We start from the raw sequence: 314 nt of genomic DNA, 5'->3' as shown, positions 1-314 counted from the left end.
CTTTCCTGCTGTTCCAAGCATCCCACTTGTATCGGCCCTTTTGATCGAAGATGCCTGGTTTGTCAGTTGTGCAGTCCCCAGTGGTAGCCTGCTTGTAAAGACCGTAGATCTCAAGCAAATCGTCTTGTGGGGGAGTTTCTTTTAAACTGTTCACGTCCTTTGCAGCTTGGTCAAATTTCTCTGAAAGGGACATTTTGTTCTTTGGTCGTCAAACACCCAGTATCTAGAGGAAACTGTAGTTACAACTACAACCCAGTATTCGTCAGACAGAGTTTCCTTGAAAGTAAAAGTAAGGAGAAGACACGCCAATTGCA

General features: G+C 44.6%; 1 protein-coding gene. It reads right to left on the bottom strand.

The genetic code is table 11. The features are described from left to right. The coding region (locus P2081_RS20630; RefSeq protein ID WP_278924657.1) for an acyl-CoA-binding protein at positions 1 to 193 on the bottom strand (193 nt) is incomplete at its 3' end. Positions 194 to 314 lie beyond the last annotated feature (121 nt).

Source organism: Pseudophaeobacter profundi, assembly GCF_029697505.1.
GTDB lineage: Bacteria > Pseudomonadota > Alphaproteobacteria > Rhodobacterales > Rhodobacteraceae > Pseudophaeobacter > Pseudophaeobacter profundi.
The sequence above is the reverse complement of the archived record's forward strand: the minus strand, read 5'-3'. Positions and strand labels throughout refer to the sequence as shown.